Raw genomic sequence first — 6,749 nt, forward strand, 5'->3', positions numbered from 1 at the left:
CTGGGTGCGGGCACCTGACGGATCGTAGTCAGCTTCCGTAGATATCGGCGATCTCAGCGGCGTACGTCTTTTGTACGACGTTCCTCTTGACCTTCAGTGACGGGGTCATCTCACCGGTCGCCTCGGTGAAGTCCCGCGGCAGGATCTTGAACACCTTGATCGCCTCGGCCCGGGACACCGCCCGGTTGGCGTCGTCGACCGCCGCCTGGACGTCCGCCCGCAGCTTCTCGTCGTCGCGCAGGTCGGCGACCGTCGCGGTGTCGGGGTGCCCGTTGTCGCCCCGCCACGTCGGCCAGGCGTCCTCGTCGATGGTGATCAGGGCGGCGATGAACGGCTTGCCGTCGCCGACCACCACCGCCTGGCTGATCAGCGGGTGCGCCCGGAGCCGGTCCTCCAGCACCGCCGGGGCGACGTTCTTGCCGGCCGCGGTGACGATCAGCTCCTTCTTCCGGCCGGTGATCTTCAGGTATCCGTCGCCGTCGAGTTCGCCGAGGTCGCCGCTGTGGAACCAGCCGTCGTCGTCGAGCACCTCGGCGGTCGCCTCCTGGTTGTTCCAGTAGCCGCGGAACACCAGGTCGCCCTTGATCAGGACCTCGCCGTCGTCGGCGACCCGGATCGTCACGCCGGGCAGCGGCCGGCCGACGGTGCCGATCCGGATCGCGTGCTGCAGGTTGACGGCGGCGGCCGGCGAGGTCTCGGTCAGCCCGTAGCCCTCGTAGATCGTCACCCCGATGCCGCGGAAGAAGTGCGCCAGGCGGGCGCCCAGCGGCGCGCCCCCGGAGATCGCCGCCTCGCAGCGGCCGCCGAGGGCGGCCCGCAGCTTGCCGTAGACGAGCCGGTCGAACAGCCGGTGCTGGACCCGCAGGCCGAGACCCGGCCCGGACGGGCTGTCCAGCGCCGTGCTGTAGTCGATGGCGACCTGCTCGGCCTTGTCGAAGATCTTGCCCTTGCCGTCGGCGTGCGCCCGCTGCTTCGCGGTGTTGTAGACCTTCTCGAAGACCCGGGGCACCGACAGCACGAACGTCGGGCGCAGCGACTGCAGCTCCGGGACCAGATTCTTCACGTCGGCGGCGTGCCCCATCGTGGCCCGCGCCTGCACCACGCCGATCTGGATCAGCCGGGCGAACGAGTGGGCCAGCGGCAGGAACAGCAGGGTGCTGGCGTTCTCGTGGAACAGCGAGCGCAGGCCGGGGATCGCGTTGGCGATGTCGCTGTACATGCTGCGGTGGGTCAGCACGCAGCCCTTGGGGCGGCCGGTGGTGCCGCTGGTGTAGATGATCGTCGCGACGTCGTCGGCCTTCAGGTCCCGGCGGCGCTGGTCGATCAGCGCCGGGTCGACCTGCTCCCCCCGGGTCGTCAGCGCGCCGAGGTCGCCGACCTCGATCTGCCACACCTCGCGCAGCGCGGGCGCCTGGTCGCGTACGCCCTCCAGCAGCATCGCGTGCGCGTTGGTCTCGACGAAAAGGGCCACGGCGCCGGAGTCGGACAGGATCCAGGCGAGCTGGTCGGCGCTGGAGGTCTCGTAGACCGGCACCGTTACCGCGCCGGCGGCCCAGATCGCGTAGTCGATCAGCGTCCACTCGTAGCGGGTCCGGCTCATCAGGCCGACCCGCATCCCCGGCTCGATCCCGGCCGCGACCAGCCCCCGGGCCAGCGCGACGACCTCGTCGCGGAACTGGGCGCACGTCACGTCGCTCCAGCCGTCGCCGGTGGGCCGGGCGAACTGGACCGCGTGCGGGGCGAGGTCGGCGTTGTCCCAGACCGGGTCGGTCAGGTTGGCCGTGTCGCCGACGGTCGCGACCGGCGGGACCGAGAACTCGCGCACCTGCACTCCATTCCTGCCGCTGTGGGGGACGGTAACGGGCTCCCCGAAACCTACCCGGCGGGCGCCGTACCCGCTCGTCCGCCCACCGAACCGCCGTCTGCCGATCCGGTCGCCAACCTGGTGGTTCGCCGGCCGCACCAGGATGGCGATCCGGGGCCGGGGCCCGAGGTCGGGTAGCCTGCCAGCCATGGCGGACTCCTCCACCCAGTCGATCGTCATCGGCGCGTCCCCGGCGCAGGTGGCGGCGGTGATCTGCGACTTCGCGCGCTACCCCGAGTGGAGCGAGGCGATGAAGGAGGTCGAGGTCGTCGAGGAGTACGAGGACGGCTACGCCAGCCGGGTCCGCTTCGTGATCGACGCGGGCGTGCTCGCCGACGAGTACACCCTCGCCTACGAGTACGCCGAGGACATCTCGCGCATCGAGTGGCAGCTCGTCGCGCCGTCGAAGATGCAGAAGAGCCAGACCGGTTCGTACGACATCGACGACAACGGCGACGGCACGGCGACCGTGACCTACACCCTCGAGGTCGAGCTGTCGGTCGGCATGCTCGGGATGTTCCGGCGCAAGGCCGAGAAAGCAATCATGGACACCGCGTTGAAGCAGCTCAAGCGGCGGGTCGAGGCCACCGCCTCAGCCGGCTGACGTGGTGTGCGCCAAGTGACGCCGTAAGGAGCCGACGATGCGGGGGACCGAGCCGGGATCGGCGCGGGAAGAGGCCGAGCGCCTGGTCGCGACGGCGCTCGCCGCGGCACGCCTCGCGGCCACCGGCCGCACCGTCGGCGACGCCCTGAAACCACTGGGCGACGCCCTCGCCGGCATCCTGGAACATCCGCCGCCGCCCACCCGGCCCGCCGGGCCGGCGCCCGAACCGCACGGACCGGCCGGCGCCGCCGGTGAGCCCCGCGCCGCCGGCACGGCCGGGGCACCGGACGGCGCCACCGCTCCCGGTCCGACCGGCGGATTCGCCACCGGCGGTGCCGACTGCTGCGTGTGCCCGGTCTGCCGGGGCATCGCCGCGTTGCGTGACCCGAGCCCGGAGTTCGCCGAGCGGCTCGCCACCGGCGCGGGCGACCTCGCCGCCGGGGTGGCCAGCCTGCTGCGGGCCTTCGCCACGGCCCGCCCCGGGTCGCCGGCCGGCGCCGATGATGATCGACCGTCCGGCCGACCTGCCCCGGACGACGAGGTCTGGCGCGCCGCCGCCCGGGACGGGGATGATTCACCGGCGGCGGACCGGGGAACGACCGCGCGGGACACCCCCGCGCCCGGCCCGCGGAAGCCGGCCGCCGGGCGGGACGACCCCGCGGCCGGGCGGGACGACCCCGCCCAGCGCGGTGCGGGGCCGGGCGACGAGGCCTGATCCGCACCGATCCACGAGCACCATCCCGGTGCCGCGCCGTGCCCGGATGGCGGCCGCCGGGCAGAACAGAGGGGAGCCGCAGCGGTGACGCTGACCATCGGAGTCGACATCGGTGGCACCAAGGTCGCCGGGGGCGTCGTCGACGAGGCCGGTGTGGTGCTGGCGCAGGTACGCCGGGACACGCCCGCCGACGACGTCGCCAAGACCCGGGACGTGATCGTCGAGGTGGTCGCCGAGTTGACGGCGGCGTACCAGGTCAAGGCCGTCGGGATCGGCGCCGCCGGCTGGATCGACGCGACCGGTTCGACGGTGCTCTTCGCCCCCAACATCGCCTGGCGGGACGAGCCGCTGCGCGACTACGTCAGCGCCGCGGTCGGACTGCCGGTCACGGTGGAGAACGACGCCAACGTGGCGGCGTGGGCGGAGTTCCGCTTCGGTGCCGCCCGCGACGCCGACGACTCGATGGTCATGCTCACGATCGGCACCGGGGTCGGCGGCGGCATCGTGATCGGTGGCGGGCTGCTGCGCGGCGCGCACGGCATCGCCGGCGAACTCGGGCACATGCTCGCCGTGCCGGGCGGCCACCCGTGCGGCTGCGGCCGGCTCGGCTGCATCGAGCAGTACGGCAGCGGCAACGCACTGGTCCGCTTCGCCCGCGCCGGGGCGCACCAGGAGCCGGACCAGGCGGCCGGGCTGCTGGAACTGGCCGGCGGCGACGTCCGGTCGATCACCGGTCCGATGGTGACCGCCGCGGCCCGGGCCGGCGACCCGGTCTCCCGCGCCGCCTTCGCCCAGATCGGCCACTGGCTGGGCATCAGCCTCGCCGACCTGGTGCAGATCCTCGACCCGCAGGTGCTGGTCGTCGGCGGCGGAGTCATCGAGGCCGGTGAGCTGCTGCTCGGCCCGCTCAACCAATCCTATGTGGACGCATTGGCGCAGCGTGGCAGACTTCCCGTGGCGCCGGTGCGGCCGGCGGAGACGGGTAACGGCGCGGGCGTGGTCGGGGCCGCCGACCTGGCCCGCCGGATCTGAGGACGAACCGCGGCCGGGCCGTGCGACACACGGGCCGGCCACGGGACTAGCGAGGGGTACGGGTGTGACGCAGCCAGCATCGACAGACCAGACCGGCGGCACGCGGCTGCGCGTGCTGTCGTACAACATCCACAGCCAGAAGGACGACCGGACCGCGCTGGCGGCGGTGGTACGCGGGCTCGCCCCCGACGTGGTCATCGTGCAGGAGGCGCCGCGCCGGTTCCGGTGGCGGCAGAAGTGCGCCGCGCTCGCCGAGTCGTTCGGGATGGTGGTCGCCGAGGGCGGCCTCCCGTCGCTGGGCAACCTGGTGCTGACCAGCCTGCGGGTCCGGGTCGGGGAAACCTGGTGCCTGCAGTACCCGCTCACCCCCGGCCGGCACATGCGCGGCGCGGTGTTCGCCGAGTGTTCGATCGGACCGGCCCGGTTCGTGGTCGCCGGCTCGCACCTGTCGACCGACCCGACCGAGCGGCCCGGGCAGGCGACGCTGCTCAAGAAGGCACTGGCCGAGGTCAGCCTGCCGCTGATCGTCGGTGCCGACCTCAACGAGAACTCCGGCGGCGCCGCCTGGCGCACCATCGCCGACGGCTGCACCGACGCGGCGGTCGCCGCCGACCTCGGCGACCGTTACACGTACTCGTGCGCCAACCCGCGCGACCGCATCGACGCGCTCTTCGTCGACCCCCGGATCGAGGTGGCGAAGTACGACGTCGTCGACACGCCGGAGGCCCGCCGCGCCAGCGACCACTTCCCGGTGCTCGTCGACCTCGTCCTGCCCACCCCGGCGGGTTGACCTGGGGCGCGCCGGCCGGCCGATCGGGGACCGGTCGGCGCCGCCGCGAGCGGGGTGCCCGGCGGGCTGGACAACGGGCACGCGGAGCCGGAATCATCTGCGGTCATGCCGGCGCCCACGCCCCCATCCATCGACCATGGCACCCACCCGCTCCACCCGCGGTCGTCATGAGCCAGCCTGAGCCCGCCGAGCCGCCCGTCGACGACGCATCGGCGCCGGCCGCGGAACCCGGCGCCGCGAACCGTCCGGTCTACGACCGCGGCGACACCGTCTGCGTTGTCGGCGCCGGGGCCAGCGGCCTCGCGGCCGTCAAGAACCTCCGCGAACACGGCTTCGACGTCGACTGCTACGAACGCGAGACCGGGATCGGCGGCGCGTGGAACTGGCGGCACGACCGCAGCCCGGTCTACGCCAGCACCCACCTGATCTCGTCGCGGCCGCTGACCCAGTACCCGGACTTCCCGATGCCGGACTCGTGGCCGGACTACCCGCACCACAGCCAGCTGCTGTCCTATCTGGAGCGCTACGCCGACCACTTCGGGTTGCGCCAGCACATCTGGTTCGGCACCGAGGTGGTGCGGGCGGTGCCGGTCGATGGCGGGCGGTGGGAGGTCACGACCCGCAGCACCGGCGGCTACGGTCCGGAACGCACCCAGCGGTACGCGGCCGTCGTGGTCGCCAACGGCCACAACTGGGCGCCGAAGCAGCCGACGTACGAGGGACTGGAAGACTTCCGCGGCACGGTCATCCACGCGTCGGCGTACAAGGACCCGGCGCAGTTGCGCGGCAAGCGGGTGCTGGTCGTCGGGGCCGGCAACACCGGCTGCGACCTCGCCGTCGAGGCCGCCCAGAGCGCCACCGCCTGCTGGCACTCGACCCGCCGCGGCTACTGGTACGCCCCGAAGTACGTCTTCGGCCGCCCCGCCGACCAGGTCAACGACGCGGTGCTGGCGCTGCGCCTGCCGCTGCGGGCCCGGCAGTGGCTCTTCCACCGCACGCTGCGGCTGACCGTCGGCGACCTCACCCGGTTCGGGCTGCCGGCCCCCGACCACCGGGTCTACGAGACCCATCCGATCGCCAACAGTCAACTCGTCTACCACGTCGGACACGGCCGGATCACGCCGGTCGGCGACGTGGTGCGCTTCCACCGCGACGGCGTGGAACTGCCGGGCGGGGTGGAGATCGAGCCGGACCTGGTGATCTTCGCGACCGGCTACCTGCCGAGGTTCGAGTTCCTGGCGCCCGACGTGCTCGAACTCGACGCGGCCGGCCGCCCGTCGCTCTACCTGAACGCGTTCCCGCGCCACCACCCGACGCTCGCCGTCGCCGGCCTGCTCCAGCCGGACTCCGGCCTGTTCACGCTGGTGCACTGGCAGACGGTGGCGATCGCCCGGGTGCTGCGGCTGCGGGAGACCGCGCCGCAGCGGGCGGCGGCGTTCCGGACCCGGGTCGTGGCCGGCGCCGACCAGCGCTGGAACCGGGCGAAGCTCAAGGAGTCGACCCGGCACTGGTTCGAGGTCAGCCACACCGACTACCTGCGCGCCGTGCAGCGCACACTGGACGAACTGGAGCTTGCTCCCCGATGAGCGCGAGGAGTGAGGGAGCGCAGCGAGTGAGCCCCGCGGTCGCGAATGAAAGGCAAGCTTGATGAGCGCGAGGAGTGAGGGAGCGCAGCGAGTGAGCCCCGCAGTCGCGAATGAAAGGCAAGCTTGATGAGCGCGAGGAGTGAGGGAGCGCAGCGAGT

The 6,749-nt window shown here is 72.9% G+C and carries 6 protein-coding genes; 5 read left to right on the forward strand and 1 reads right to left on the reverse strand.

What is annotated here, in order from left to right; genetic code table 11:
• Positions 1-28: 28 nt before the first annotated feature.
• Entirely contained in the window at positions 29-1,825 is a 1,797-nt protein-coding gene (locus AB0M79_RS09010) for an AMP-dependent synthetase/ligase (protein ID WP_364209826.1), read from the reverse strand.
• A 187-nt stretch (positions 1,826-2,012) separates the two neighbouring features.
• Here AB0M79_RS09010 and AB0M79_RS09015 point away from each other — a divergent pair, with 187 nt between their 5' ends.
• The 5 genes from AB0M79_RS09015 (at position 2,013) to AB0M79_RS09035 (ending at position 6,591) form a co-directional block, all read left to right on the forward strand.
• Complete coding sequence (locus AB0M79_RS09015; RefSeq protein ID WP_364209829.1) at positions 2,013-2,468, forward strand: SRPBCC family protein; 456 nt, start codon at positions 2,013-2,015, stop codon at positions 2,466-2,468.
• 37 nt (positions 2,469-2,505) lie between these two features.
• Positions 2,506-3,183 (forward strand): hypothetical protein, encoded by a 678-nt coding sequence (locus tag AB0M79_RS09020; protein WP_364209832.1) that lies wholly within the window; start codon positions 2,506-2,508, stop codon positions 3,181-3,183.
• A gap of 84 nt (positions 3,184-3,267) precedes the next feature.
• Positions 3,268-4,215 carry an ROK family glucokinase gene (locus tag AB0M79_RS09025; RefSeq protein WP_364209835.1) on the forward strand — a complete coding sequence of 316 codons (948 nt, stop codon included), beginning with the start codon at positions 3,268-3,270 and terminating at the stop codon, positions 4,213-4,215.
• Between the two features lie 64 nt (positions 4,216-4,279).
• Entirely contained in the window at positions 4,280-5,005 is a 726-nt protein-coding gene (locus AB0M79_RS09030; RefSeq protein WP_364209838.1) for an endonuclease/exonuclease/phosphatase family protein, read from the forward strand.
• A gap of 167 nt (positions 5,006-5,172) precedes the next feature.
• Entirely contained in the window at positions 5,173-6,591 is a 1,419-nt protein-coding gene (locus tag AB0M79_RS09035) for an NAD(P)-binding domain-containing protein (RefSeq protein ID WP_364209840.1), read from the forward strand.
• Positions 6,592-6,749: the final 158 nt, after the last annotated feature.

Source organism: Polymorphospora sp. NPDC051019 (assembly GCF_040683055.1).
GTDB lineage: Bacteria > Actinomycetota > Actinomycetes > Mycobacteriales > Micromonosporaceae > Polymorphospora > Polymorphospora lycopeni.